We start from the raw sequence: 26,587 nt of genomic DNA, 5'->3' as shown, positions 1-26,587 counted from the left end.
CTCACATCTCGAACGACTCGTGGTGGATACGGCGGGCGGGAACCCCGGCGCCGCGCAGTGCCTCGTACACCGACTGCGCGAAACCGGGCGGCCCGCACATGAACACGTCGTGGCGGTCGATGTCCGGGATCTTCCGCTGGAGGTTCTCCGCGGAGATGTCCGGCCGCTCGCCCTCCGGGCTGTTCACCGCGTACATCAGCCGGGCGTCCCGCTCCGTGGCGATCGCCGCCAGCTCGTCCCACAGGGCGAGGTCCTGGGTGGTGTTGGCCCGGTAGAGGAGGGTGATGTCACCGGCGGCCCCGGGCAGCGTCTCGAACAGCGCGCGCATCGGCGTGATGCCCACCCCGCCCGCGACCAGCAGCACCTTGCCCCGGCTGCGGCGCTGGGCGGTGAGCGCGCCGTACGGGCCCTCCGCCCACACCTTCGTGCCGGGCGTCAGCTCGCGCAGCCGGGCACTGTGGTCGCCGATCGCCTTCACCGTGATCCGCAGCATGCCGGGGCGCGGCGCGGCGGAGAGGGAGTACGGGTGGGAGCTGAAGCGCATCCCGGGGGCCAGGAACCGCCAGCGGAAGAACTGCCCCGCCTCCGCGCCCATCCGGTGCAGCTTCCGCCCGCCGATCAGCACCGACACGATGCCGGGCGTCTCCTCGATGACGGCCTCCACCCGCATGCGGTGCCGGAGGTTCAGGCGGAGCGGGGTGAGCACGCGGTACCAGAGGACGAGCGCGGTGACCACGCCGTACAGCCCGTACCAGAAGGTCTTGGCGGCGGGCTCCACCGCGAAGTCGTTGCCGGTGGTGATCTGGTGCCAGAACGTCAGGAACACGGCCGCGTACGTCAGCAGGTGCACGTGGTACCAGCCGTCGTACGGCAGCCGACGGCGCACCGCGCCCACGGACGACAGGCCGATGACGACGAACAGGCCCGTGCCGATCGCGGCCTTGCCCATGTCCGGCAGCTGTTCGACCGAGTCGACGGTCTGCCGCACGATGTCGCCGAGCGACCTGCCGGCCTGGAGCGCGTACCCCCACATGGTGAGGAAGACGTGCGCGAGGACCAGGCACAGCGTGTACCGGCCGCTCATCGCGTGCCAGCGGGCCACCCGGTCGGAGCCGACCCGCCGCTCCAGGGCCGGGACCCGCGCCATCTGGAGCACGACCAGCGCCAGCAGGTAGCCGGCCAGCAGGCCGGTGATGCGGCCCGCGTTGAGGATCCGGCCGGTGTCGTCGCCGATGGCCGGCGTGTCGTGCCACCAGAGCCACAGCACGGCCGCCGCGCCCGCCCAGACGGCGAGCAGCAGCGGGACGGCCGGGGAGCGGCGCGGACGGATGCGGCGCATCGTCTGTCGGCGGGCGGCACGTCCGCCTGCGAGCGTGGTGGTCACTGTTCCTCCGTGGGGACTTGACCCTTGGCCCTCAGATACGTGCCGGGTGAGCCGGGTGTTCAGAGGCCCGCCGAGTCCAGCGCGGACTGGAGTGACTGACGGTAGCCGTCACTGGTGTACGTGGCTCCCGAGACGGTGTCGATCTGCGCGCTCTGCGCGGTCAGCGCCTCCCGCCGCAGCTGGGGGAGGGCGTAGCTGTTGATCTCCTGGTCGCGCGGGTTGTCCTGCGGGTAGCTGACGGCGGTGACGTCCGTGAGCTTGCCGCTCCCCAGCGTCACCCGTACCCGGACCGGGCCCCAGCGGGTCCGGACGGTGTCCCCGGTGACGGTCCTGGTGCCGGTGGCGGGCGCCCGCTTCGCCCCCGGTGGGGCACCGGCGGCGCTGCTCACCGGCGCCGGTGCGTGCGAGCCGACGGCGAGGACCGGGCTCGTGTGCGGCTTCAGCGACAGCAGCAGCACCATCCCGGAGACGGTCGCGGCACTGGCCAGCACCATCCGGCGCAACGGGCGGTTCTTCCTCAGCGGATGCACGGTGTCTGCCTCACAGTTCGAACGACTCGTGGTGGATGCGGCGGTCCGGCACCCCGGCCGTCCGCAGCGCCCGGTACAGGTCCTGCGCGAAACCGTGCGGGCCGCAGATGTAGACGTCGTGGCCGGCCAGCCCGGGGAAGGACGCGCTCAGCGACCCGGCGGTCAGGTCCGGGCGCTCGCCGTGGGGGCCGTTCAGCGCGTATCGCACCCGCGCCCCGCGCCGGCGGGCGATCGCCTCCAGCTCACCGCCCAGCGCCAGGTCCTCCACCGAGCGAGCCCGGTACAGCAGGGTGACCTCGCCGGGCAGCGTCTCGAACAGCGCGCGCAGCGGGGTGATGCCGACACCGGCCGCGATCAGCAGGGTGGGCCGGCCGGTGGCCCGGTCGGCGGTCAGGGAACCGTACGGGCCCTCGGCCCACACCCGGGTGCCCGGGCGCAGCAGGGAGACGGCCGCGCTGTGGCCGCCGAGTGCCTTGACGGTGATGCGCAGCAGCCCGGGGCGGGGCGGCGCCGACAGGGAGTACGGGGTCGACGTCCGGCTCAGGCCCTCGGCGAGGAACCGCCAGCGGAAGAACTGCCCCGGCCGCGCCCCCAGTTCCTCCAGGTACCGGCCCCGGACGACGACGGAGTGCACACCCGGTGCCTCCTGGTGCACCGAGTCCACCCGCAGCCGGTGGCGCAGGTTGAGCCGGACCGGGGTGAGGACGCGGAACCACAGCACCAGGGCGGCCACGCCCAGGTACAGCGTGTACCAGGCGGCGGTGGCGGCCGGGTCGCCGCTGAACTGCTCACCGAGCGTGAGCTGGTGACCGAAGGCGAGGAAGACGGCCGCGTACGTGAGCAGGTGGACGTAGTACCAGAACTCGTAGCCGGTGCGGCGGCGTACCGCACGGGCCGAGGTGACGCCTGCTGTCAGGAGCATGACGGTGCCGGCGGTGGCCTTCAGCATGTCCGGGTAGTCCAGGACGACGGTGACCGTCTCGTGCCAGAGCGAGGCCCGGTCCTGGGCGGCGTATCCGGCGAGGATCAGCACGATGTGGGCGACGAGCAGGCACACCGTGTACCGGCCGGCCATCGCGTGCCAGCGCGCCACCCGGTCCGAGCCGACCCGCGTCTCCAGCACCGGCACCCGGGCCATCAGACCGACCAGCACCGCGCAGGTGTACCCGCACAACAGCCCGGCGATCCGCCCGGCCCCGGTCAGCCCGCCGGCCGTGCCGACCACCGCCCCGGTGTCCGCCCACCACAGCGCGATCACCGCCGCGGCCCCCGCCCACAGCAGGGCCAGCACGGCCCCCGCGGGGGAGCGCCGGCCCGTCACGAGCGGCGGCGGAGCCGTCCGCCGCGCATCCACCTCCGTCATCGGTCCTCACCGTCCGTCGTCATGCGTCCTCGCCGTCCCTTCGTCCGTCCTGCCGGGCCACTGTGCGGGCCGAACCTCTCAGGGACCTTTGAGCGGCCCTCTCCTGAGCGGACTCAGAGGAAACTCAGAGGGGGCCGGTACGCCCGGGCCACCGGCGACGAGCGATGCTGGGGACGCGATGAACACCACCCGCTCCGGCCGCCCGGCCCTCACCCGTCCCGACGGCACCCCGCTGCGCGTCCTCGTCGTCGACGACGATCCCGACCTGGCCGAGGTCCTCACCGGCGCCCTGCGCTACGAGGGCTGGCGGGTCCGCGCGGCCGGTGACGGCGCAGCCGCCCTCGCCGCCGCCCGCGAACTGCTGCCCGACGCCGTCGTCCTCGACGTGATGCTCCCGGACACCGACGGCTTCGCGGTGCTGCGCCGCCTGCACGAGGTCAAGCCCGACGTGTGCGTGCTGTTCCTGACGGCCAGGGACGCGGTGGAGGACCGGATCGCCGGGATCACGGCGGGCGGCGACGACTACGTCACCAAACCGTTCAGCCTGGAGGAGGTGGTGGCCCGGCTGCGGGGCCTGCTGCGCCGCGCCGGCATGGCCCGCCGGCCGGACGAGGGACCGCGGCTGACCGTCGGCGACCTCGTGATGGACGAGGACGCCCGCGAGGTGACCCGGGCCGGGGAGCTGATCGAGCTGTCGCCGACCGAGTTCGAACTCCTCCGCTTCCTCATGCGCAACCCGCGCCGCGTGCTCAGCAAGGCGCAGATCCTCGACCGGGTCTGGTCCTACGACTTCGGCGGCCGGGCCCATGTGGTCGAGCTGTACATCTCCTATCTGCGCAAGAAGGTCGACGCGGGCCGCGAACCCATGATCCACACGGTGCGCGGCGCCGGTTACGTCCTCAAGCCGGTGACCAGGTGAGCGCCGTACGCCGGCTGTCCCGCGCCGTACGCCGGCTGCCCCGCCCCCGTTCCCTGCGGGCCCGGCTCACCGCCGGCCTGGTGGTGCTGCTGGCGGTGAGCTGCGCGGCCGTCGGACTGGCCGCCGTCGTCGAACTCGACGGCTTCCTCACCCAGCGGCTGGACGAGCAGCTCAGCCAGGTCGGCACCCGGTTCCCGGCCAGCCTGGAACACCCCGGCCGCCTACCCGACGATCACGACGGCGACGAGAACGCGGACACCCGCCGGACGGCGACCGGCACCTTCGGCGCCCGCCTGGTGAACGGCACGGTCACCCACCGGGGGCTGATCCGCTCCGGCGACCCCTCCGCGGACCTGCGCGTCGACCTGACCTCCGGGGACGCCGCGCGGCTGGCCCGGGTACCGGTCGACGGCAGTCCCCACACCGTCCAGCTGTCCGTCCTGCACGACTACCGTGTCGTCGCCTCCGCCGGCCGGGACGGCGACGTGCTGATCGTCGGGCTGCCGCTGGAGCCGGTGGAGGCCACGGTGCACCGGCTGGAACTGGTCGCCGGGATCGTCTTCGGGCTGGCCCTGGTGGTGATCGGGGTGGCCGGGGCGTGCTGGGTGCGCTGGTCGCTCCGGCCGCTGAGCCGGGTCGCGGCCACCGCCACCCGGGTCAGCGAGCTGCCGCTGGCCAGCGGCGAGGTCGCGCTCCCGTCGCGGGCGCCGGACGCCGATCCGCGCAGCGAGATCGGGCGGGTGGCCGCGGCGTTCAACCGCATGCTCGGCCACGTGGAGGACGCGCTGACCAAGCGGCACGCGGTCGAGGAGCGGCTGCGCCGCTTCGCCGCCGACGCCAGCCACGAGCTGCGCACCCCGGTGGCCTCGGTCCGCGGCCACGCCGAGCTGGCCCTGCTGCACCCCGGCCCGGTGCCGCCCGAGGTGTCACGCGCCCTGGAGCGCATCGCGGCCGAGTCCGCCCGCATGGGCGGGATGGTCGACGACCTGCTCCTGCTGGCCCGTCTGGACGCCGGGCGGCCGCTGGAGCGGGACGCGGTGGACGTGACCCGCCTGGTCCTGGACGCGGTCACGGACGCCCGGGCCGCGGGCCCCGGCCACCACTGGGTCCTGGACCTGCCCGAGGAGCCGGTGACGGTGCCGGGGGACGCGCACCGCCTCCACCAGGTGTTGGCCAACCTGTTGGCCAACGCGCGTGGGCACACACCCGTGGGCACGACGGTGACGGTCACCCTGGCGACCGAGGGGGCGACCGGCGCGACCGGCGCCGGCACGGTCCTCCTGCGCGTCCACGACGACGGGCCCGGCGTCCCCGGCGACATCCGGCCCACCGTCTTCGAGCGCTTCACCCGCGCGGAGCACCGCCGCCACCCGGACCCCTCCGGCGGGGGAGCGGGGCTGGGCCTCTCGATCGTGTCGGCGGTGGTGGAGGCGCACGACGGGACCGTGGACCTGGACAGCGCCCCGGGCAACACGGCGTTCACCGTCCGCCTGCCGGCCTGAGAGCCGCACCGGGCGGTGCCGCGTCGAGGGGGGTACGCGTCGGGCCGTCCCCCACCGGGCCCGCCCGCGTCGGTGCGCGGTGCCGCCGCACCGGCACAGGACACCTCGGTATCGGGATGGCACCGGCTGGACCGGGACGGCACCGCCAGCATCCGGACGGCGCCCTCAGCGCCCGGTGACCGGCTCCTCCGCGTCCGGGGACCGGCACCTCGGTACCGGGCGACCGCCGTCGCCCCGCTCACCGTGCCGATGGCGATGTGCGGGCGTTCGTCCGCCCGGGCCCACCGCAGGATCTGCCGCATGGCGTCCTCCGGGACCGGCACGCAGCCGGCCGTGGCGCCCTCCCCGCTGACGTGCAGGAAGATGCCGGCGCCGCGTCCGTGCACCGGCCGGTCGTAGTCGAAGCCGACGACGAGGCCGTACGCGTACTGCGTCCCGTAGGAGATCGGATGCTCGGACCCGTCGGCGCGGCAGTCGTCCGGCAGCGGGTCCGTCCACCGGTTGTACGCCGCCGACTCGCTGTCCTCGCACCACCAGGAACTCTCCCGCACGGGACGGTAGGTGACGCTCGTCCCGGCCGGCGCCGGCCGGATCCCGAAGCCGAAGGGGAGGCCGTACAGCCCGGTCGGGGGTGGTGTCCGTGCCCTGGCTGCGGGTGCCGCCCTCCACCAGCCCGTGGGACCGGAACCGCGCCGGCGCGGACCCGGCCCGGTCCACTGCCCCTGCCGCAGGTCCCACCAGGTCACCGTTCCCGCCGTGGCGCCGCTGTCCGGAGCCTCGGCGGTGATCAGCTGGCCACCGCCGCCGGTGTCGGCCATCCGCGCGGGCAGCGGCAGCGGCAGCGGCACCGGCCCGGGCACGGGCGCGACGCCGAGCAGGGCGGGGCAGGAGGCGGGGACGAGGGCGAGGACCGCACCGGGGCGCATGGCTCAGACGGTGGACGGCGGCAGTGGCAACGGCAGCCCGGGTAGCCCGTCCAGGCTTGTGGCGATGTGTTCTTTCTTCGCGAAGTAGGCGCTCAGGGAGGTGTCGTCCTCACGTGCGAACCGCTTTCCGTGCAGCTCGCGGTCCTCCTCGTACGCCATGTGGGGGACGGCGTAACCGCAGCTGTCGCGGATCCGTTCGGCGTGGACGACGATGACCGCGCGCAGGCCGTGCGCGCTCGGGTCGATGTCGGGGAAGCGGGCGAGCAGCTCCGCGAAGCGCGGGTCGTCGCGGAAGACCGGCTCGCCCCGGCCGTGCACGCGCACGATGTTCGGCGGCCCCTGGAAGGCGCACCACATCAGCGTGATGCGCCCGTTCTCCCGCAGGTGCGCGATCGTCTCGGCGGTGGACCCGGCGAAGTCCAGGTAGGCCACGGTGAGTTCGTCCAGCACGACGAAGGAGCCCCGCAGGCCCTTGGGGGAGAGGTTGACCGTGCCGTCGCCGGAGAGGGGGGCGGTCGCGGTGAAGAAGAGGGGCTGCCGTTCGATGAACGTGCGCAGTCTGCCGTCTATGCGTTCATAGGTTCTTCCCATGGCAGCCGAGTATGCCGTGAGGTGCCCGCCCGTCAGAGGGATCGACCGGCGGGCGAGGGGGTCCGGCCGCGGCCGCCCCGGCCGGTGCTCGCCGGGGCGGCCACGCTGTCCGCTACCTCACTTCGTGAGCGTGCAGGCGGCCAGGGAGTCCAGGCCGGTGGGCTTGGTGCTCTTGCGGCCGATGCTGATGGCGATGCGGTCGATGGTGGAGACGCGTTTGTCCTTGAGGGGTCCGAGGATGGCGTTGTCGACGAAGTTGGGTCCGCCTTGGCCGACGGTGTTGCGCAGGCGCGTGTTCGCTTCCTGGATCTGGGTCTGCAGGAGGGCGAGGTTGCGGTCGACCTCGGCCTTGGCGGAGGCGGGCACGGCGGGCAGTTTCGAGGCGACGTCCGGGCACGTGATCGTGCCCGTCCCGGTGTTCCCGCCGGAGCCGGTGGTCGCCCCGGTGCCCGCGCCGGTGCCCTCGCCGGTGCCCTCGCCGGTGCCCGGCTGCCGGGTCGCGCCCGGGCCGGCCGTGGCGGTGCCGGCCCCCGCGCCGCCGGCCCTGCCGGTGCTGCCCGCGTTCAGCGTGCAGGCGGCCAGGGAGTCCAGGCCGGTGGGCTTGGTGCTCTTGCGGCCGATGCTGATGGCGATGCGGTCGATGGTGGAGACGCGTTTGTCCTTGAGGGGTCCGAGGATGGCGTTGTCGACGAAGTTGGGTCCGCCTTGGCCGACGGTGTTGCGCAGGCGCGTGTTCGCTTCCTGGATCTGGGTCTGCAGGAGGGCGAGGTTGCGGTCGACCTCGGCCTTGGCGGAGGCGGGCACGGCGGGCAGCTTCGAGGCGACGTCCGGGCATGTGATCGTCCCGGGGCTCGCGAGGGTGCGCGCCCCCGTGGCGCCGTCGCTCTTGGCGGGGGTGCCGGCGAGGGCCGAGCCGGCGATCACCGCGCCGGACAGCACCACGGCGGCCGCGCCGCCGATGACCGCCACGCGACGCTGGTTGTACTTCGGGAGAGCCCTGGACATGCGATGCCTCACTTGGGTCGGGGGTGGGTCGGGTCAGCCCCTGGTGACGGGGTCTTGGCAACGCGGCGCCTGCGTGCGCAGAGGAGTACGGGAAAGCGGTTTCATCCGTTCACCCTCCCCGGCGATCTCTCTCACCTGCCGCGCTGATTGACGAATCATGCAGAGCGCTGCATACTCATGCAGGTAGTCAGTGAAAGCAGTGTGAGGAGAAACCCGTGACCGAGCGCGTCGTACTCGCCTACTCGGGCGGTCTGGACACCTCCGTCGCCATCGGCTGGATCGCCGAGGAGACGGGCGCGGAGGTCATCGCCGTCGCGGTGGACGTCGGCCAGGGCGGCGAGGACCTGGACGTCATCCGCAAGCGCGCCCTCGCCTGCGGGGCCGTCGAGGCCGAGGTCGCCGACGCCCGGGACGAGTTCGCCGACGAGTACTGCCTCCCCGCGATCAAGGCCAACGCCCTCTACATGGACCGCTACCCGCTGGTCTCCGCCCTGTCCCGGCCGGTGATCGTCAAGCACCTCGTCGCCGCCGCCGAGAAGCACGGCGCCACCACGGTCGCCCACGGCTGCACCGGCAAGGGCAACGACCAGGTCCGCTTCGAGGCCGGCATCGCCGCCCTCGCCCCCGGCCTCACCTGCATCGCCCCGGTCCGCGACTACGCGATGACCCGCGACCGGGCGATCGACTTCTGCGAGCGCAAGCAGCTCCCCATCGCCACCACCAGGAAGTCCCCGTACTCCATCGACCAGAACGTCTTCGGGCGCGCCGTCGAGACGGGCTTCCTGGAGGACATCTGGAACGCCCCGACCGAGGACATCTACGAGTACACCGCAGATCCGGCCCTTCCGCGCGAGGCCGACGAGGTGGTCATCACCTTCGAGGCGGGCGTCCCGGTCGCCCTCGACGGCCGGCCCGTCACCGTCCTCCAGGCCGTCCAGCAGCTCAACGAGCGCGCGGGCGCCCAGGGCGTCGGCCGGATCGACATGGTCGAGGACCGCCTCGTCGGCATCAAGTCCCGCGAGGTGTACGAGGCGCCCGGCGCGATCGCCCTGATCACCGCCCACCAGGAGCTGGAGAACGTCACCGTCGAGCGGGAACTCGCCCGCTACAAGCGCCAGGTCGAGCAGCGCTGGGGCGAACTGGTCTACGACGGCCAGTGGTTCTCCCCGCTCAAGCGCGCCCTGGACGGCTTCGTCGACGAGGCCAGCCGGCACGTCAGCGGCGACATCCGGATGACCCTGCACGGTGGCCGCGCGGTCGTCACCGGCCGCCGCTCCGAGGCCTCGCTGTACGACTTCGACCTCGCGACCTACGACACCGGTGACACCTTCGACCAGTCCGCGGCCAAGGGCTTCATCGACATCTACAGCCTGTCGTCGAAGATCGCCGCCAAGCGCGGCCCGGCGTAAGGCGCCGTACGGCCTTCGGGTCGTCCCGCACGCATCAGCCTGACAGCCGCCCGACCGCCTGGAAGAGTCGGGACACGGTGGCCCACCGAGACTTCGAGGAGCAAGACAAGTGAGCAGCAACAGCGGTGACGTACGGCTCTGGGGCGGCCGTTTCGCCGACGGTCCCGCCGAGGCCCTGGCCAGGCTGTCCGCGTCCGTCCACTTCGACTGGCGGCTGGCGCCCTACGACATCGCCGGTTCGCGTGCCCACGCGCGCGTGCTGCACACCGCGGGGCTCCTCACCGAGGACGAGCTGGCCCGCATGACCGACGGTCTCGACCGGCTGGAGGCGGACGTGGCCTCCGGCGCCTTCGTGGGCACCGTCGCCGACGAGGACGTCCACACGGCGCTGGAGCGCGGCCTGCTCGAACGCCTCGGCCCCGACCTCGGCGGCAAGCTGCGGGCCGGAAGGTCCCGCAACGACCAGGTCGCCACCCTCTTCCGGATGTACCTGCGCGACCACGCCCGGATCATCGGCGGCCTGATCGCCGATCTCCAGGACGCGCTCGTCGGCCTCGCCGAGGCGCACCCGGACGTGGCGATGCCCGGCCGCACCCACCTCCAGCACGCCCAGCCGGTGCTCTTCGCCCACCACGTCCTCGCCCATGTGCAGTCCCTGTCCCGGGACGCCGAGCGGCTGCGCCAGTGGGACGAGCGGACGGCGGTGTCGCCCTACGGCTCCGGCGCCCTCGCGGGTTCCTCCCTCGGCCTGGACCCGGAGGCGGTCGCGCGTGACCTCGGGTTCGAGCACGGCAGCGCCGGCAACTCCATCGACGGCACGGCCTCCCGGGACTTCGTCGCCGAGTTCGCGTTCATCACCGCGATGATCGGCGTGAACCTCTCCCGGATCGCCGAGGAGATCATCATCTGGAACACGAAGGAGTTCTCCTTCGTCACCCTGCACGACGCCTTCTCCACGGGGTCGTCGATCATGCCGCAGAAGAAGAACCCCGACATCGCCGAGCTGGCCCGCGGGAAGTCCGGCCGCCTCATCGGCAACCTGACGGGTCTGCTTGCCACGCTGAAGGCCCTGCCCCTCGCCTACAACCGCGACCTCCAGGAGGACAAGGAGCCGGTCTTCGACTCCTGCGACCAGCTGGAGGTGCTGCTCCCCGCCTTCACCGGCATGATCGCCACCCTCACGGTGCACCGCGAGCGCATGGCGGAGCTGGCTCCGGCCGGCTTCTCGCTCGCCACCGACATCGCCGAGTGGCTGGTCCGGCAGGGTGTGCCGTTCCGGGTGGCGCACGAGGTGGCCGGCGAGTGCGTGAAGGCCGCCGAGGCCGAGGGCAAGGAGCTGGACGACCTCACCGACGAACAGTTCGCGAAGATCTCCGCCCACCTCACCCCGGAGGTCCGCACGGTCCTCAGCGTCCCCGGCTCCCTCGCCTCCCGCAACGGCCGCGGCGGTACGGCGCCCAGCGCGGTCGCCGTCCAGCTGGCGGAGGTCAAGGCGGACCTCGTGCGCCAGCACGCCTGGGCCACGGCCAGGAAGCAGGGCTGAGGACGCCGCCGTCCCGGCGCGCGCCGGGGCGCACGCCACCCCGTCCCGGGGCGCACGCCAGCCCGTCCCGGGGCGAACCGCCGCACGCTCCGGGCGGTACGGCGGCCGTACCAAGGTCATCGCGGGTTACGTTGGTCGAAAGCCCGTCCCGGAGCCGACCCCACGGAGCCCGCGATGCCCTTCGCCCGTCTCGCGACCGCCACCACGCCGACCTGCCACCTGGGCCTCGGCCTGGCCGCCGTCGGCCGCCCCGGCTACATCAACCTCGGCCGCGACGAGGACCTCGGCCGGGACCGCGGCGTCGAGGCGATGCGCGCCCGCACCCACGAACTCCTGGACGCGGCCTACGCGCAGGGCGTGCGCTACGTCGACGCGGCCCGCTCCTACGGCCGCAGCGAGGAGTTCCTCGCCGACTGGCTGAACGCCCGGCCCGGCACCGACGACGTGGTCGTCGGCAGCAAGTGGGGCTACACCTACACCGCCGGCTGGTCCACCGACGCCGACCGGCACGAGGTCAAGGACCACAGTCTCGCCGCCTACGAGCGCCAGCGCGCCGAGACCGACGCCCTGCTCGGCGGCCGGCTCGACCTCTACCAGATCCACTCGGTGACCCCGGACAGCCCGGCCCTCACCGACAGGGACCTCCACGCCCGGCTGGCGGACGCCGCCGCCGGCGGTCTCACCGTCGGCTTCTCCACCAGCGGACCCGCCCAGGCCGACGCGGTCCGCGCCGCGCTCGCCGTGACGGTCGGCGGCGAGCCCCTCTTCCGTACCGTCCAGTCGACGTACAACGTCCTGGAGACATCGGCCGGTCCGGCCCTCGCCGAGGCGCACGAGGCCGGGCTGACCGTGATCGTCAAGGAGGGCATGGCCAACGGCCGGCTGGCCGGACCGCACGCCCCGGACGCGCTGCGGGAGGTGGCCGCCGCGACGGGGCTGGGCTGTGACGCCGTGGCCCTCGCGGCGGTCCTGCGGCAGCCGTGGGCGGGCGTGGTCCTCTCCGGCGCCGCGACCGTCGCCCAGCTGACCTCCAACCTGCACGCTCCCGCCGTCGACCTCGGTGAGGAGCGGCTCGCCCGCCTGGCCGCGCTGGCGGAGGACCCGCGCGCCTACTGGGAGCGGCGCGGACAGCTGCCCTGGCACTGATAGCGGTACACCGCACGACCCACGGGAGTGAGTCCCGTGCGCCTGCGATGAGACGTTGATGTCTCATGTAGGCTACTCTTGTTTCATGGCCTTCGACCGTGACCACGTGCTCCGCACCGCAGCCGCCCTGCTGACCCGCAAGTCCACCGCGACCATGGACGAGGTCGCCCGCGCAGCCGGGATCAGCCGGGCCACGCTGCACCGTCACTTCGCCGGCCGCGACGCGCTCGTGCGGGCGCTGGAGTCGCTCGGCATCGCGGAGTGCGAGGCGGCCCTGGAGCGGGCCCGGCCCGAGGCGGGCCCCGCGCCCGAGGCCGTACGCAGGCTGCTCCGCGAGATCCAGCCCGCCGCCGGGCTGCTCGCGTTCCTCTACGGCGAGAACCAGCTGTGGGAGGGCGACCGGCAGCACGACGGCTGGCAGCGCCTGGACACCCGCATCGGCGCCCTGTTCCAGCGCGGACAGCGCGACGGCGCGTTCCGTATCGACCTCACCCCGGCCTGGCTCACCGAGGCGCTGTACGGCCTGATCGCCTCCTGTGCCTGGGCCACCCTGGACGGCCGGGTGGCCGCCCGCGACTTCCCGACCATGGTCGCCGAGCTGCTGCTCGGCGGCGCACTGCGAAGAGAGGAACCATGACCAGCACCCTGCGGCCGGCCGACACGACCGAGGCGGTGAAACGCCCGGGCCGCTGGCTCGCGCTCTCCGTCCTCGTCCTGGCCGTGCTGCTGGTGGCCGTCGACGCCACCGTCCTCGGCCTGGCGACCCCCTACATCAGCGAGGACCTGCGCCCCTCCGGCACCCAGCTGCTGTGGATCGGCGACGTCTACTCCTTCGTCATCGCCGGACTGCTGGTCTCCATGGGCAGCCTCGGCGACCGCATCGGCCGCAAGCGGATCCTGCTGTGCGGCGCCACGGCGTTCGGCGCCCTGTCCGTCCTCAACGCCTACGCCACGACACCCGAGCTGATGATCCTCGCCCGGGCGCTGCTCGGCGTCGCGGGCGCCACCCTGATGCCCGCCACCCTGGCCCTGATCCGCAACATCTTCCACGACCCGCGCGAGCGCAGCCTCGCCGTCGGCGTCTGGGGCGCCACCGCCTCGGCCGGTACGGCGGTCGGCCCGATCACCGGCGGTTTCCTCCTGGAGCACTTCTGGTGGGGATCGGTCTTCCTCATCAACCTGCCGGTGATGGCCGTCCTGGTCCTGGTCGGCATCCGTACCCTGCCCGAGTCCCGCGACCCCCGCCCGGGCCCCTGGGATCCGGGCAGCGTCCTGCTGTCGCTGACCGGCATGATCGCCCTGGTCTACGCGGTCAAGGAGGCCGCCACCCACGGCCTCGGCCCGGCCCCCCTCGCCGCCGGCCTGCTGGGCGCGGCGGCCCTGTACGGGTTCGTGCACCGCCAGCTCACCATGCCGATGCCGCTGCTGGACATGCGCCTGTTCCGGCGCCCGGGCTTCAGCGGTGCGGTCCTCGCCGACCTGCTGACCGTGCTCGGCATGTCCGGCCTGGTGTTCTTCCTCTCGCAGTATCTGCAACTCGTCCAGGGCCGGCGCCCGTTGGAGGCGGGCCTGGCCGAACTGCCCGCGGCCGTGGGCGCGGTGGCGGCCGGCCTGGCCGCGGGCCGCGCCGCCCGGCGCCTCACGGTCCGTACGGTGGTCTCGGGCGGCCTGGCCGCCGTCGGCATCGCCCTGGCCGCCCTGACGATGCTCGGCCGGTCCACCGCCTACCCGGTCCTCGGTGCCGCCCTGCTCGTCGTGGGCATCGGCGCGGGCTTCTCGTTCACGGTGACGGCCGACGTCATCCTCTCCAGCGTCCCCAGGGACCAGGCGGGCGCCGCCTCGGCGGTCTCCGAGACGGCGTACGAACTGGGCGCGGCCCTCGGCATCGCCCTGCTGGGCTCCATCGTGACCGGCGTCTACCGCGGCTTCGAGGGCCCGGCCGGCACTCCGGCCGAGGCCCACGAGTCCCTCGGCGCGGCCGCGCAGGCGGCGGCGCACATGGCTCCGGACCAGGCGGAGGCGCTGCTGGACGCGGCCCGGACGTCCTTCGTCCACGGCCTGCACCTGGCCTCGGCGGCGGGGGCGGTGGTCCTGCTGACGGCGTCGGCGGTGTCCTGGTTCCTGCTGCGGCACCAGGAACTGGAGACCACCGGCTGAGGCCACCGCCCGGGCCGGGGGCGCCGCGCGGCCGGCTCCCCGGCGCCCGCGCCCGGTCAGCGCTGGTATCCCAGGACCGTCATCATCCCGGTCTCCGAGTGGTACTGGTTGTGGCAGTGCAGCATCCACAGCCCGGGATTGTCGGCGTCGAACTCGACGACCAGCTTGCGGTGCGGCAGTACCACCGCCGTGTCCTTCAGGGCCCCGGCGGCGTCCAGCCCGGTCATCGAGAACGTGTGCCCGTGCAGATGCAGCGGGTGCCACATGTCGGTGGCGTTGATGAGGGTGAGCCGCACCCGCTCACCGGCCTTGACCGGATGGCGGCGGCGCACGTCGAAGCCCCGGTGGTCGAAGCCCCAGTCGTACTTCTCCATCGTGCCGGTCACCCGGATCCGCAGTTCCCGGTCGGGCTTGCGGTCGCGCAGCGCCACGGACTCGGCCGGCACCAGTCGCCGCGCCGGGACGACCTTGCCGTCCAGCTCGTCCGGCCGGACGTCCGGCTTGGGCACCTCCTTGCCCTTGCCGGTGCGCAGGACGGCGAGTGCCTGGCCCTCCTTGCCCTCGGCGAGCGCGACGAGGGGGAAGACCCCGTCCTTGGCGGTGACGAGGACGTCGTAGCGCTCGGCCATGCCCACGAGCAGGGCGTCGGTCTCCTTGTGCCGCACGGGGTAGCCGTCGGTGTGCGTGACCGTCATCGTGTGGCCGCCGAGCGCCACCCGGAAGGCGGTCTCGGAACCGGCGTTGATGATGCGCAGGCGGATGCGGTCGCCGGGACGGCAGCGGAACGCCGAGGGACTGGTGTTCACGCGCCCGTTGACCAGGTAGTGGGGATAGTCGACGCTGCCGCCGTCGCCGTGCAGGATGCGGCTGTGGGACTCCCGCAGCACCCGGGAGGGGCCCGCCGGCTTCCGGGACGGGGATGCGTGCGGGCTCGCCGACCCGTGCGGGCCCGGGCTGCCGTGGCCCGGGCCGGCCATGCCGTGCATGGACATGGAGCCGTCCGCGCCGGGCTTGAGCTGGCGCAGCACCTCGTCGGGGGTGGAGCCCTGCACGCCGTCGACCCAGTCGTCCAGGACGACGAGCCACTCCTTGTCGTAGGACAGGGGCTCCTTGGGGTCGTCGACGACCAGCGGCGCGTACAGCGCGCGGTCGGGCTGCATCCCGACGTGGGAGTGGAGCAGATAGGTGCCCGGATGCGGGACGGTGAAGCGGTAGCGGAAGTCCGCCCCGGGCTTGATGGCCGCCTGGGTCACGTCCGGGGTGCCGTCCATGTCGCAGCGCAGCCGCACGCCGTGCGAGTGCAGCGTGGTCGTCGCCGGCAGCCGGTTGGTGAGCGTCAGATCGAGCACGTCGCCGGCGGTGACCCGCACCAGCGGGCCGGGGAGCGACTCGTTGTACGCCCAGCTGCGCACGGACTGCCCGCCCAGGTCCAGCGTGCTCTCGGCAGCGGTGAAGCGGTGCGTGCGTACGGGGCCGGAACCGCGTTTCCGCTCGGCGGCACGCACCTCCGGGTCCGAAGGGTTGACGTACCCCCGGGGGCCCGCTGGGACGAAGTCACCCTGGACGCCGCTGTCCTGGGGGCCCGAGCGGGGCTCCGAGCCGGAGCCGGAGCTGGTGCAGGCTGCCAGGAGTCCCGCGCCCGCACCGGCGAGGGGGGCACGCAGCAGGGTACGCCGAGAAGGAAGGAACATATCTCAATGAGACATGTCGGGTGGTCATATGGCCGGATGGTACGGCCGAATGCACGATGTGTCGGGGACAGATTCCTCCGGCAGGCGGACGCACGCGTGTCACCGCGCCCGCCGCACCACCCTCCTAGGCGGCCTTCGCCTTGGTGGCGTACATGTCGACGTACTCCTGACCGGACAGCCGCATCACCTCGGTCATCACGGAATCCGTCACCGCCCGCAGCACGTACCGGTCCCGGTCCATGCCCTCGTAGCGGGAGAACTCCATGGCCTCGCCGAACCGGACGGTGACCCGCCCGGGCCGCGGGATGCCCTTGCCGCCCGGCTGGAGCTTGTCCGTGCCGATCATGGCGAACGGGACCACCGGCGCGCCGGTCATCAGCGTCAGCCGCGCGATGCCGGTGCGCCCCCGGTACAGCCGGCCGTCGGGCGACCGCGTGCCCTCCGGGTAGATGCCGAAGACCCGGCCCTCCTCCAGGATCCGGCGCCCCGTCATCAGCGCGGCCACGCCGCCGTTCGCCCCGTCCCGGTCGACCGGGATCATGCCGACGCCGGTGAAGAACCACGCCATCAGCCGGCCCTTGACGCCCTTGCCGGTGACGTACTCGTCCTTGCCGATGAAGCACACCTGCCGCTTGGTGACCACCGGCAGCACGATCGAGTCGATGAAGGTGAGGTGATTGCCGGCCAGGATCACCGGTCCGTCCCCGGGGATGTGCTCCGCGCCCTCCACCTGTGGGCGGAACATCAGACGCATGATCGGTCCGAGCACTGCCTTGATGAGCGCGAAGCGGGACAACGGGTCCTCCGACGGCGAGGGAAGCGATATGAGTCTGTGCAGGTGAGGACATTACTCGCGGGTCCGGTCCGGGCGCACATCGGGAACGTCCGGTTCACCGAGGCCTTACGAAGAGTTGACGCGGGTTTACCTGCGGTTGCGTGCCGGTGGCGGCCCGTCACGCCCCCGCCTCGGTGTGACGCACATCGCGCGCTCCGGGGGCCCGCCGCGCCGACGGCCCGTCACCTCCGCCGCCCGAGCGGACAGACGACCGCACCCCGGTGTTCGCGCCGGGGTCTCCCTCCCGTCATGTGCCCGCCCCTACGATCGGCCGCACCGAGGCGCGACCCGGCAGACGGAGCGCCTAGACCGGACACAGGGCGAAGGCGGCAGGAGAGCGCTCATGGACAGCGACCAGGCGAACGGGCGGACGCAGGGAACGGGACGGCGGGCGCTCCTCGGCGCCGCGGTGCTCGGCGCGGGCGGAGGGGCCCTCGGGCTGCCCGGCACGGCCCGGGCCGCCGGGACCCGGACGGCGGGGCGCGGGGGCCGCGGGCTGAAGAGCCTGCCGGTGCCGACGATCATCGGCCACCGGGGTGCCAGCGGGTACCGCCCCGAGCACACCTTCGGTTCGTACGAGCTGGCCCTGGACCTGGGCGCCGACGTCGTCGAGGCGGGCGACCTGGTGCCCACCAGGGACGGCCACCTGGTCTGCCGGCACGAACCGGAGATCGGCGGCACCACGGACGTCGCCTCCCACCCCGAGTTCGCCGACCGCAGGACCACCAAGGTGCTGGACGGCGTCTCCACCACCGGCTGGTTCACCGAGGACTTCACGCTCGCCGAACTGAAGACGCTGCGCGCGGTCGAGCGCATCCCGGCCAACCGGCCGCACAACACCCTCTACAACGGCCGCTGGGAGATCCCGACCTTCGAGGAAGTCCTCCGGTGGCAGGACGAGCAGACCCGCAAGCGCGGCAGGCAGGTCTGGATCTACCCCGAGACCAAGCACCCCACCTACTTCCGCGGGCTGGGCCTCCCCCTGGAGGAGCGGGTGGCGAAGCTGCTGCGCAAGTACGGCAAGGACGGCAGGAACGCGCCGGTCATCCTGCAGTCGTTCGAACCGACCAGCATCCAGCGGCTGAACCGGCTGGTCGACAACCCGCTGGTCGTCCTGCTCTCCTCGGCGGACAGCCGCCCGTACGACTTCGTCGCGGCCGGCGACCCGCGTACGGTCGCCGACCTCATCACCCCCAGGGGGCTGCGGGAGATCGCCGGCTACGCGCAGGGCATAGGCCCGACCCTGGACCTGGTCATCCCCCGGAACGGGGACGGCACCCTGGGCCGGCCCACCACGCTGGTCCCCGACGCGCACAAGGTGGGCCTGGTCCTGCACCCCTACACCATGCGCAACGAGAACCCCTTCCTGCCCGCCGAGTACCGCAAGGGTGGCGCGGCCGACGGCTACGGCGACGTCTTCGGCGCCTTCAGGACGTACTTCGCGACCGGCATCGACGGTGTCTTCACCGACAACGCAGACACCGGGCTCCTCGCCCGCGAGGACTTCCTGAACCGCTGAGCGCGTCAACCTGAGTACGCGCCGATCCCCCGTTGGGGGTGACTCCGTGCCGCCCCGGCAACCCGCCGCCGGGGCGGCTCGTCGTTCCGCATATGACGCCCGACCTGGTTGCCGCCCTGCACCCCCTGCTGACCGCCGAGGCCTCCGCCGAGGCATATGCCTCCGGGAGCGAGCCGGGCGACCTGGAACAGGCGGTCTGGCTCCGCCTGCTGGAGCGGCTGGAGACCGACGGGCCGCCGCCCGACCCGCAGGGCTGGCTGCGCAGGGCCGTGCGCGCGGAGGTCCGCCGCACCCGCCGCACCACCCGCCTCGAACGCCCGTACGGCGTCGAACCGGCCGACGACGCCCGTCCCGGCCCCGAGCAGGACGCCCTCACGGCCGCCCGCTACCGTGCGCTGCGGGACGCCGTCCGCCGCCTGCCCGGTCGCTGCCCCCGCCTCCTGGAGGCCCTGCTCTCCCCGAAGGACCCCACTTACCGGGAAATCGCGGGGGAGTTGGGTATCTCACAGGGCAGTCTCGGGCCGGAACGCTCCAGATGTCTGGGATGTCTCCGGCGTTTGCTCAGCCCGGAGGTTGCTTCCCGCGGAGCGCGGGGATAGGAGTGGGGGACGACAGGTGATCAGGTGAGCGGGAGGCGTGCGCACATGGGCATGAGCGTGACCATCTCGGTGGCGACCGGGCAGGACGCGGAGCAGATCTTCAGGCTCCAGTACCTGTGCTTCCAGAGTGAGGCGGCGCTGTACGGCAACTACCGCATCGACCCGCTCGTCCAGACCCTGGAGTCCGTCCGCCAGGAGGTCGACGGCGACTGCGTCTTCGTCGCCCGGCTCGGTGAGGAGGTGGTCGGCTCCGTGCGCGGCAGGGTCACCGACGACGGCGCCGCGGCCATCGGCAAGCTCTGCGTCCACCCGCGTCTCCAGGGCCACGGCATCGGCGCCCGCCTGCTCCGCGCGGCCGAGGCGGCACTGGCCGGGGAGCGCGGCGCCACCCGGTTCCGTCTCGTCGCCGGCCACCGCAGCGAGGGCAACCTGCGGCTGTACCGCCGGGTGGGATACCAGACGGTGGGCAGGGCCAAGGGCGCCGACGGCGTCGACATGATCATCCTGGAGAAGCCGGCCGGGGAGTACGCGCAGACGGCCTGAGGCACGGTGCCCCGCGAGGGGCGCCGGGAACCGCCCGGCCGGCCCGCCTCGGCCCCCGGGCCGTCGCTCTCAGGCGCCCCTGCGCTCCCGCGCCCTGCGCAGCCAGTACAGGGCGGACAGGGGCAGCAGCACGGGGATGAAGACGTAGCCCATGCCGTAGTCGGACCACACGGTGGCGTCCGGGAAGGCCGAGCGGTCGACCAGCGTCCACGTGCCGACGAGCAGCACCCCGGCCAGCTCGGCGGCGCAGCACACCGACGCCGCCCGCCGGGCCGTCTCCCCGCCCCGCACCAGCGTGTACGTGATGAACGCGTACACGACGCCGGCCACGGCCGACAGGGAGTACGCCAGCGGCGCCCGGTCGAACCCCGTGGCGATCTGGTACGCCGACCGCGACAGCGCGCCGACCACCATCACGCCGTAGAACCAGACGAGCAGCAGGCCCGGCCCGCTGATCAGCCGGACCGGCTTCTCCTCCACCGCGCTCACCTCAGCCTCCCCAGATGTCGTACAGCCGCACTTCCAGCACGGCCAGCACCACACCGCCGGCCGCGACCGTCACCGAACCCCACCGCGTGCGCTCGGCCAGTGACATGAAACCCGCCGCCGGAACGCACGCGAACGCGCCCAGCAGATAGGACACGAAGATCGTCGTGCCCTGCTCCGGCTTCTCGCCCCGGGCCAGCAGCACGATCCCGGCCACCAGCTGGACCACGGCCAGCAGCGACACCACCGCCATGCCGATGAAATGCCAGTCCTTGGTCGGCTGGTCGCGATACGCGGCCCAGCCGCACCAGGCGGCGAGCAACAGCGCGGCGACCCCGGTCACCAGCATCAGGACGTTGAGCATGCCGTGACCCTATTACGGCGGAAAAGGCCCACCGCCGCCGACCCCGGCGTACACCGTAGGGTCGCAACCATGACGATCCGCGCACACGCCCTCCTGTTTGACAACGACGGCACCCTCGTCTCCTCCCTCGACTCCGTCCGGCGCTGCTGGACGCGCTGGGCGCGGGAGTACGGGATCACCGCGGAGGAGTTCGGGCGCGTGGAGCTGCACGGACGCACAGCGGTCGAGATCGTCGGCGACCTGCTGCCCGCCCGCCTGGTGCCCGAGGCCGTCGCCCGGGTCGAGCAGCTGGAGGTCGAGGACGTACCCGATGGCGGTGTGCGCCTGCTGCCCGGCACCCGGGCCTTCCTCGACGTCCTGCCGGCCGACCGCTGGGCCGTGGTCACCTCCGCCACCCGCCGTCTGGCCGAAGCCCGCCTGGACGCCGTCGGCATCTCGCCGAAGGCCCTGGTCTCGGCGGACGACGTCACCCGCGGCAAGCCCGACCCCGAGCCCTATCTGCTCGCCGCCCGGCAGCTCGGCGTGGACCCGGCCCGCTGCGTCGTCTTCGAGGACGCCCCCGCCGGACTGCGGGCGGGCCGCGCGGCCGGCATGACCACCGTGGCCTTGGCCACAACCCACCCGGCGCGCGAGCTGGACGCCGACCTGGTGGTACCGGACCTGTCGGCCTTGTCGGCCCTGGTCACCGACGAAGCCGTGGAGATCACCGTCCGCGGCTGAACCCTGTCCGCGGTTGTCCACTATCCGGACAGCGGCGACCGGTCAGGACCGTACGTCTGCTTTACTGATCGCATGACCACGACGAGCAGCCGCATCCTTGCGACCGAGGCGACCAGCACGCCCGGTGCTCGTTGTATGTGTCCGTGCCGAATGTGCGCCTTCTAGAGGGCCCCCGCACCAGCCGAGCCTCGCGCCCCGAAGCGAGAGCCGTGGCCCGTCCCGCGCCGCCACCCCGGCGTACGTGACCGAGGCCGCCGCGCGCACACGCCGTTCTCCCCGGTTCCCCCGCCGCCCGAGAACCGTGCCGCGTCCCTGACCGAACGCACACCACGCATTCGTGCCCGGGCACACCCGCGCCCGCGCACTCGACAGTGACGGAAACCCACGTGATCACCACCTCGGGCCTGACCAAGGTCTACCGCTCCCGCGGCCGTGAGGTCACCGCCCTCGACGGCGTCGACCTGCACGTCCGTGAAGGCGAGGTCTACGGCGTCATCGGCCAGTCCGGCGCCGGCAAGTCCTCCCTCATCCGCTGCGTCAACCTGCTGGAGCGCCCCACCTCCGGCACCGTGACCGTCGCCGGGCAGGACCTCACCGCCCTGGCCGGCCGCGGCCCGCGCGCCGGCCGGGAACTGCGCCGCGCCCGCAGCCGGATCGGCATGGTCTTCCAGCACTTCAACCTGCTCTCCTCGCGGACGGTCCAGGACAACGTCGAACTGCCGCTGGAGATCCTCGGCAAGTCCGGCAGGGAACGCTCCCGCAAGGCCCTGGAACTGCTGGACCTGGTCGGCCTCGGTGACAAGGCCAAGGCCTTCCCCGCCCAGCTCTCCGGCGGGCAGAAGCAGCGCGTCGGCATCGCCCGCGCCCTGGCCGGCGATCCCAAGGTGCTGCTCTCCGACGAGGCCACCAGTGCCCTCGACCCCGAGACCACCCGCTCCATCCTCCAGCTGCTGCGCGACCTGAACCGGCAGCTCGGCCTCACCGTCCTGCTCATCACCCACGAGATGGACGTCGTGAAGTCGGTCTGCGACTCCGCCGCCCTGATGGAGCGGGGCCGCATCGTGGAGTCCGGCACTGTCGGCGAACTGCTGGCCACCCCGGGCTCCACGCTCGCCGCCGCGCTGTTCCCGGTGGGCGGCGAGGCCTCCGGCACCGACCGGACCGTCCTCGACGTCACCTTCCACGGCGAGGCCGCCACCCAGCCGGTCATCTCCCAGCTCTCGCGCACCTACAACATCGACATCTCGATCCTCGGCGCCGCCATCGACACCGTCGGCGGCCTCCAGATCGGCCGGATGCGCATCGAACTGCCCGGCCGCTACGAGGACAACGTGGTGCCCGTCGGATTCCTGCGCGAACAGGGCCTTCAGATCGATGTCGTCGGCCACGAGGACGACGAGTCCTCGCTGGTCAAGGAGGGTGCGAAGTGACCTGGTCCGAGATGTGGGAGCTGCTGGAGCCCGAGTGTTGGAACACCCTCTACATGGTCGGGTGGTCCACGCTCATCGCCGTCGTCGGCGGTCTGCCGCTCGGCATCCTGCTCGTCCTCACCGAACGCGGCGGCCTGCTCCAGAACGTCGTGGTGAACAAGGTCCTCGGGCAGGTCGTGAACATCACCCGCTCGATGCCGTTCATCATCCTCATGGTCGCACTGACCGACGTCACCCGCTTCGTCACCGGCACCAGCATCGGCCGTGACGCGGCCATCGTGCCGCTGGCCATCGGTGCCATCCCGTTCTTCGCCCGGCTGGTCGAGACGGCTGTCCGCGAAGTGGACGGCGGGCTGGTCGAGGCCGTGCAGTCGATGGGCGGCAGCACCTTCACCATCGTCCGCAAGGTCCTGGTCCCCGAGGCCCTGCCCTCCCTGATCGCCTCGGCCACCACGACCCTCGTCGCCCTCATCGGCTACTCCGCGATGGCCGGCACCGTCGGCGCCGGCGGCCTCGGCGACCTCGCCGTCCGCTACGGCTACCAGCGCTTCGAGACCGGACTGATGTGGGTGATCGTGGCGATCCTCGCCGTCGTCATCACCGTCATCCAGTTCGCCGGCGACCTCGCGGCCCGCTCGCTGCACCGCCGCGGCGCCCGCTCGGGCCCCGGCCCAAGGCTCCGCCTGCTCAAGGCGAAGGAGCCCGCCGCGGCCGACATCGGCAAGGTCGCCTGACCGTCCCCCCGAAGACCCCCCGTAACCCGACACGGGGTCGCACCACCCATAAGGAAAGGCACTTTTCGTGCGTAACACCGCCAAGCTCACCACCGCCGTCCTCGCCGCCGGAGCCCTCACTCTCGGACTCACCGCCTGCGGCTCGGACAAGGACTCCGGCTCCTCCGACCACAACGGTCCGCTGGTCGTCGCCGCGAGTCCCACCCCGCACGCCGAGATCCTCGACTACGTCAAGAAGAACCTGGCGAAGAAGGCGGGCCTGGACCTGGAGGTCCGGGAGTTCACCGACTACATCACGCCGAACACGGCGACCGAAGACGGTGACGTGGACGCCAACTACTTCCAGAACCAGCCCTACCTCGACGACTTCAACAAGAAGCGCGGCACGCACATCGTGCCCGTCGTCACGGTGCACCTGGAGCCGCTCGGCCTCTACTCCCACAAGATAAAGAAGGCCGACGCCCTCAAGAGCGGTGCGACCATCGCCGTCCCGAACGACGCCGTCAACGAGGCCCGCGCCCTGAAGCTGCTCGCCTCCCACGGGCTGATCACCCTCAAGGACGGCGTCGGCACCGAGGCCACCCCGCAGGACATCGCCAAGAACCCCAGGAACCTCAGGTTCAAGGAGGTCGAGGCGGCCCAGACCGCGCGCTCCCTGGACGACGTGGACGCGGCCGTGATCAACGGCAACTACGCGATCTCCGCCGGCATCAAGCCCGCGAAGGAGGCGCTGGTCCTGGAGTCCGCGAAGAACAGCCCGTACGGCAACTTCCTCGCCGTGAAGAAGGGCAACGAGACGGACCCGCGGGTCAAGAAGCTCGCCAAGCTCCTCACCTCGCCCGAGGTCAAGAAGTTCATCGAGGACAAGTACCAGGGTTCGGTCATCCCCTCCTTCTGATCCCCGGTCCCGGGCGCCCTTCCGGTCCGTCGCGCCTGATCCCCCGCTTGTGATCGCACGGACGGTGGCACCGTCGGCCCCTCGGCCGCCGGTGCCACCGCCGTCCTATGCTGGCAGTTCAGCAGGCCTGACGGTCTTTCGAGAACCACCGAAGGTTACGGAGCGGCGCATGACGAGCACCTTCCCCAACATCTCCATCAGCACGGAGCGGTTGGTGCTGCGCCCCTTCGACGAGGACGACGTCCCCGCCCTGGCCGAGATGATGAACGACGAACAGGTCATCGCCTGGACCACCGTCCCGCACCCCTACACCGAGGCCCACGCCCACGAGTGGATCACCCGATCGGCCCCCGGCGAGCGCACCGGGGGCGGGGGCATCGTCCTCGCCGTCACCGAGTTCCTCACCCAGCGGCTCGTCGGCACCGTGCACCTGAAGAACACGGACCGGCGCATCCGCTCCAGCGAGATCGCCTACGTCATCGCCCCCTGGGCCCGCGGCGAGGGATACGCCTCCGAATCCGTCCTCGCCATAGCCGAGTGGCTCTTCCACGACCAGAAGTTCGAGCGCCTCGAACTGCGCACCGCCGCCGGCAACACCGCCTCCCAGCAGGTGGCCCAGCGGATCGGCTGCATCAGCGAGGGCGTGCTCCGCAACGCCTGGATAGCACGCGCCAGGACCGGGAACGGTCACTGGACCGAGGTGCGCACGGACGTCATCCTCTGGAGCCTGCTGCCGGAGGACCTCGCCGGAGTCGGTGAGCAGCAGGCGGCCGCCGACGGATTCACCTCGTACCCGGACTGGAACTGAGCCTGCCGGCGCCCGGCCCCCGCACCCCACCGGGTACCCTCACGGAGCCCGCCCCGGGCCCCCTTGGAAGAGCCGCACAACCCACTGGAGACTGACGACGATGGCCGACCGGGTCACGGTGATCGGCTGGGACGGCTCGCCGCTGACCGCCGCGGCACGCGCCGCCCTCGGCGCCGCCACACTGGTGGCCGGCGCCGCCCACCACCTGGAACTCCCCGAGCTGCCCCCCACCGCCGAACGCGTCCGCCTCGGCAGCCTCTCTCTGGCCGCCCGCCGCATCGCGGCCCACCGCGGCACCGCGGTCGTGCTCGCCGACGGCGACCCCGGCTTCTTCGGTGTCGTACGCAGCCTGCGCGCGCCGGAGTTCGGCCTCGAGGTCGAGGTCGTCCCCGCGGTCTCCGCCGTCGCCGCCGCCTTCGCCCGCGCCGGCATGCCCTGGGACGACGCGCAGGTCGTCGTCGCCCACCCGCGCACCCTGCGCCGGGCGGTGAACGTCTGCCGCGCCCACACCAAGGTCGCCGTCCTCACCGCGCCGGACGCCGGCCCCGCCGAACTCGGGCTCCTGCTGGAGGGCGTGCACCGCACCTTCGTCATCTGCGAGGAACTGGGCACCGCACGCGAACGGGTCAGCGTCGTCACCTCCGACAAGGCCGCCGACCACATCTGGCGCGACCCCAACGTCGTCATCGTCATCGGCGGGCCGGCCGGGGCCGGGGAGGGCGGCGGCTGGATCGCCGGACGCGACCCGGGCGCCGGCCCGCGCGGCTGGGTGCAGCCCGACGAGACCTACGGCGGCGGACTCGGCGAGGGCGAGACGGAACTGCTGCGCGCCGCCCAACTCGCCCGGCTCGGGCCCCGGGCCGGCGACCTCGTGTGGGACATCGGCTGCGGCAGCGGCGCCTTCGCCACGGAGGCCGCGCTCGCGGGAGCGGCCGTCATCGCCGTCGACCACGACCCGGCGGCCTGCGCCCGCACCGAGGCCGCCGGCCACCGCGGCGCCGTCCAGCTCCAGGTCGTCCGCGGCAGCGCCCCGCACGTGCTCGAGGACCTGCCCGAACCGGACGTCGTGCGCGTCGGCGGCGGGGGACCGGCCGTCGTCTCCGCGGTCGCCGACCGGCGCCCGCAGCGCATCGTCACGCACGCCGCGACCCGTGACGCCGCCGAACGCGTCGGCCGCGACCTGACCGAGCACGGATACCGGGTCGAATGCGCCCTGCTCCAGTCCGTCGAACTCGACACCCGCGCCTGGACGGAGACCGAGCGGAGTGTCGCGTTCCTGCTCAGCGGGGTACTGCCGGATCGCGCCCCGTGATCGGGTTGTCGTACCGCGCGCGGTAGGCTGGCCGATCGTTGTACCGCACCGGTGGTCCGAACTTCGTTCGCCAATGTCCGGAACGCACGCCCGTTTTGGGGTGGGTGTGGTACGGCGGACCGGAGGACGCGCAACGTGGCGCAGTCCACAGCGAGCTGTCGCGGATCACGCTG

At 72.8% G+C, this 26,587-nt stretch carries 25 protein-coding genes and 1 pseudogene; 16 read left to right on the top strand and 10 right to left on the bottom strand.

What is annotated here, in order from left to right:
* Position 1: 1 nt before the first annotated feature.
* Genes ACGFT1_RS04080 through ACGFT1_RS04070 form a run of 3 tightly spaced genes read right to left on the bottom strand, consistent with a single transcriptional unit; the run spans position 2 to position 3,277 of the window.
* The gene (locus ACGFT1_RS04080) at positions 2-1,384 is read right to left on the bottom strand and encodes a ferric reductase-like transmembrane domain-containing protein (RefSeq protein WP_373907428.1); all 1,383 of its coding nucleotides are present in this window, start codon (positions 1,382-1,384) and stop codon (positions 2-4) included.
* A gap of 59 nt (positions 1,385-1,443) precedes the next feature.
* Entirely contained in the window at positions 1,444-1,914 is a 471-nt protein-coding gene (locus ACGFT1_RS04075; RefSeq protein ID WP_373907427.1) for an FMN-binding protein, read from the bottom strand.
* Between the two features lie 10 nt (positions 1,915-1,924).
* Positions 1,925-3,277 (bottom strand): ferric reductase-like transmembrane domain-containing protein, encoded by a 1,353-nt coding sequence (locus ACGFT1_RS04070; protein WP_373907426.1) that lies wholly within the window; start codon positions 3,275-3,277, stop codon positions 1,925-1,927.
* A gap of 178 nt (positions 3,278-3,455) precedes the next feature.
* On the opposite strand from ACGFT1_RS04070, the gene ACGFT1_RS04065 reads away from it, so the two are divergent.
* Positions 3,456-4,196: a response regulator transcription factor gene (locus ACGFT1_RS04065; protein ID WP_373907425.1), complete on the top strand. Its 741-nt coding sequence runs from the start codon at positions 3,456-3,458 to the stop codon at positions 4,194-4,196.
* Entirely contained in the window at positions 4,193-5,698 is a 1,506-nt protein-coding gene (locus tag ACGFT1_RS04060; RefSeq protein WP_373907424.1) for a sensor histidine kinase, read from the top strand. The genes ACGFT1_RS04065 and ACGFT1_RS04060 overlap by 4 nt, the downstream gene beginning before the upstream one ends.
* A 212-nt stretch (positions 5,699-5,910) precedes the next feature.
* Here the strand turns inward: ACGFT1_RS04060 and ACGFT1_RS04055 are convergent.
* From ACGFT1_RS04055 to ACGFT1_RS04045, 3 genes and pseudogenes are all read right to left on the bottom strand, one after another.
* A pseudogene (locus tag ACGFT1_RS04055) lies at positions 5,911-6,624 on the bottom strand (hypothetical protein); the annotation flags it as partial.
* Positions 6,625-6,627: 3 nt separating this feature from the next.
* Positions 6,628-7,215, bottom strand: a complete 588-nt coding sequence (locus ACGFT1_RS04050; RefSeq protein ID WP_373907423.1) for a pyridoxamine 5'-phosphate oxidase family protein — start codon at positions 7,213-7,215, stop codon at positions 6,628-6,630.
* A gap of 117 nt (positions 7,216-7,332) precedes the next feature.
* Complete coding sequence (locus tag ACGFT1_RS04045; protein WP_373907422.1) at positions 7,333-8,220, bottom strand: hypothetical protein; 888 nt, start codon at positions 8,218-8,220, stop codon at positions 7,333-7,335.
* 215 nt (positions 8,221-8,435) lie between these two features.
* Between ACGFT1_RS04045 and ACGFT1_RS04040 the strand changes: the two genes are divergently transcribed.
* From ACGFT1_RS04040 to ACGFT1_RS04020, 5 genes are all read left to right on the top strand, one after another.
* Entirely contained in the window at positions 8,436-9,629 is a 1,194-nt protein-coding gene (locus ACGFT1_RS04040; protein WP_356824665.1) for an argininosuccinate synthase, read from the top strand.
* Positions 9,630-9,738: 109 nt separating this feature from the next.
* Entirely contained in the window at positions 9,739-11,172 is a 1,434-nt protein-coding gene (argH, locus tag ACGFT1_RS04035; protein WP_373907421.1) for an argininosuccinate lyase, read from the top strand.
* A 174-nt stretch (positions 11,173-11,346) separates the two neighbouring features.
* Positions 11,347-12,318 (top strand): aldo/keto reductase, encoded by a 972-nt coding sequence (locus ACGFT1_RS04030; RefSeq protein ID WP_373907420.1) that lies wholly within the window; start codon positions 11,347-11,349, stop codon positions 12,316-12,318.
* Between the two features lie 85 nt (positions 12,319-12,403).
* Positions 12,404-12,955, top strand: a complete 552-nt coding sequence (locus ACGFT1_RS04025) for a TetR/AcrR family transcriptional regulator (RefSeq protein ID WP_373907419.1) — start codon at positions 12,404-12,406, stop codon at positions 12,953-12,955.
* Positions 12,952-14,475: an MFS transporter gene (locus ACGFT1_RS04020; RefSeq protein ID WP_373907418.1), complete on the top strand. Its 1,524-nt coding sequence runs from the start codon at positions 12,952-12,954 to the stop codon at positions 14,473-14,475. The genes ACGFT1_RS04025 and ACGFT1_RS04020 overlap by 4 nt, the downstream gene beginning before the upstream one ends.
* Before the next feature lie 56 nt (positions 14,476-14,531).
* Here the strand turns inward: ACGFT1_RS04020 and ACGFT1_RS04015 are convergent, their stop codons facing one another.
* Entirely contained in the window at positions 14,532-16,166 is a 1,635-nt protein-coding gene (locus ACGFT1_RS04015) for a multicopper oxidase family protein (RefSeq protein WP_373907417.1), read from the bottom strand.
* Between the two features lie 124 nt (positions 16,167-16,290).
* Positions 16,291-16,962, bottom strand: coding sequence for a lysophospholipid acyltransferase family protein (locus ACGFT1_RS04010; protein ID WP_373907416.1), 672 nt, complete (start codon positions 16,960-16,962; stop codon positions 16,291-16,293).
* A 382-nt stretch (positions 16,963-17,344) separates the two neighbouring features.
* Between ACGFT1_RS04010 and ACGFT1_RS04005 the strand changes: the two genes are divergently transcribed.
* The 3 genes from ACGFT1_RS04005 (at position 17,345) to ACGFT1_RS03995 (ending at position 19,662) form a co-directional block, all read left to right on the top strand.
* On the top strand, positions 17,345-18,520 hold the full coding sequence (locus ACGFT1_RS04005; RefSeq protein WP_373907415.1) for a glycerophosphodiester phosphodiesterase: 1,176 nt from the start codon (positions 17,345-17,347) through the stop codon (positions 18,518-18,520).
* 92 nt (positions 18,521-18,612) lie between these two features.
* On the top strand, positions 18,613-19,119 hold the full coding sequence (locus ACGFT1_RS04000) for a sigma-70 family RNA polymerase sigma factor (protein ID WP_373907414.1): 507 nt from the start codon (positions 18,613-18,615) through the stop codon (positions 19,117-19,119).
* A gap of 45 nt (positions 19,120-19,164) precedes the next feature.
* Complete coding sequence (locus tag ACGFT1_RS03995) at positions 19,165-19,662, top strand: GNAT family N-acetyltransferase (RefSeq protein WP_373907663.1); 498 nt, start codon at positions 19,165-19,167, stop codon at positions 19,660-19,662.
* 69 nt (positions 19,663-19,731) lie between these two features.
* Here ACGFT1_RS03995 and ACGFT1_RS03990 read toward each other — a convergent pair whose 3' ends face one another.
* Both ACGFT1_RS03990 and ACGFT1_RS03985 read right to left on the bottom strand, forming a co-directional pair.
* Complete coding sequence (locus ACGFT1_RS03990; protein WP_373907413.1) at positions 19,732-20,151, bottom strand: hypothetical protein; 420 nt, start codon at positions 20,149-20,151, stop codon at positions 19,732-19,734.
* Between the two features lies 1 nt (position 20,152).
* Complete coding sequence (locus ACGFT1_RS03985; protein WP_373907412.1) at positions 20,153-20,512, bottom strand: hypothetical protein; 360 nt, start codon at positions 20,510-20,512, stop codon at positions 20,153-20,155.
* A 69-nt stretch (positions 20,513-20,581) separates the two neighbouring features.
* Here ACGFT1_RS03985 and ACGFT1_RS03980 point away from each other — a divergent pair, with 69 nt between their 5' ends.
* The 6 genes from ACGFT1_RS03980 (at position 20,582) to cbiE (ending at position 26,414) form a co-directional block, all read left to right on the top strand.
* Positions 20,582-21,232, top strand: coding sequence for an HAD family hydrolase (locus ACGFT1_RS03980; RefSeq protein WP_373907411.1), 651 nt, complete (start codon positions 20,582-20,584; stop codon positions 21,230-21,232).
* A 386-nt stretch (positions 21,233-21,618) separates the two neighbouring features.
* The gene (locus ACGFT1_RS03975) at positions 21,619-22,662 is read left to right on the top strand and encodes a methionine ABC transporter ATP-binding protein (protein ID WP_373907410.1); all 1,044 of its coding nucleotides are present in this window, start codon (positions 21,619-21,621) and stop codon (positions 22,660-22,662) included.
* Complete coding sequence (locus ACGFT1_RS03970; protein ID WP_361987785.1) at positions 22,659-23,396, top strand: methionine ABC transporter permease; 738 nt, start codon at positions 22,659-22,661, stop codon at positions 23,394-23,396. The genes ACGFT1_RS03975 and ACGFT1_RS03970 overlap by 4 nt, the downstream gene beginning before the upstream one ends.
* 67 nt (positions 23,397-23,463) lie before the next feature.
* On the top strand, positions 23,464-24,294 hold the full coding sequence (locus tag ACGFT1_RS03965; RefSeq protein ID WP_373907409.1) for a MetQ/NlpA family ABC transporter substrate-binding protein: 831 nt from the start codon (positions 23,464-23,466) through the stop codon (positions 24,292-24,294).
* 169 nt (positions 24,295-24,463) lie between these two features.
* On the top strand, positions 24,464-25,102 hold the full coding sequence (locus tag ACGFT1_RS03960; RefSeq protein WP_373907408.1) for a GNAT family N-acetyltransferase: 639 nt from the start codon (positions 24,464-24,466) through the stop codon (positions 25,100-25,102).
* 100 nt (positions 25,103-25,202) lie between these two features.
* Complete coding sequence (gene cbiE, locus ACGFT1_RS03955) at positions 25,203-26,414, top strand: precorrin-6y C5,15-methyltransferase (decarboxylating) subunit CbiE (protein ID WP_373907407.1); 1,212 nt, start codon at positions 25,203-25,205, stop codon at positions 26,412-26,414.
* Positions 26,415-26,587: the final 173 nt, after the last annotated feature.

The sequence above is a fragment of the Streptomyces sp. Y20 genome, assembly GCF_043195475.1.
Classification (GTDB): domain Bacteria; phylum Actinomycetota; class Actinomycetes; order Streptomycetales; family Streptomycetaceae; genus Streptomyces.
The sequence above is the reverse complement of the archived record's forward strand: the minus strand, read 5'-3'. Positions and strand labels throughout refer to the sequence as shown.